Annotated in this window: 1 protein-coding gene; it reads right to left on the reverse strand. The window is 60.4% G+C overall.

From position 1 onward, the window contains the following. Positions 1-409 (reverse strand): FAD-dependent oxidoreductase (locus tag M3175_RS26185; protein ID WP_251524635.1); only part of this gene is annotated, 409 nt, incomplete at both ends.

Below are 409 nucleotides of genomic sequence, written 5' to 3' on the forward strand. Positions count from 1 at the left end.
GCGTTTTCAACGAAACGGCGCAGCAGCTGCGGGTTGTTTTTGTTGTGGCCGCCCTTCAGGGTTTCCTGATAGAACAGCTCTTTACTGTCTTCGATACCTTTCACTCGCTGGAAGCGGGTTTCCGCGGCGTTCATCCCGGCGGAAGCCTTGATGGTGTTCCCGCCGATGGTTGGCATTTTTTCGACGATCAGCACGCTGGCCCCTTCGTCGTGGGCCTGAATGGCTGCCGCCAGACCGGCGCCGCCGCTGCCGACTACCACCACATCATAGCTTTTCGGCGCGGCGTCATTGCCGCCCTCTTCCGCCGCCAGCGCTTTACTCGATTTCAGCATCGCTTTGGCGACCGCTTTTTTCACCGCCTCGCTCTGGCTGGTGGCCCCGGAAATGGCATCGACGTGCGGGGTATTGG

It is taken from the genome of Robertmurraya korlensis (assembly GCF_023715225.1).
Lineage (GTDB): Bacteria > Bacillota > Bacilli > Bacillales > Cytobacillaceae > Robertmurraya_A.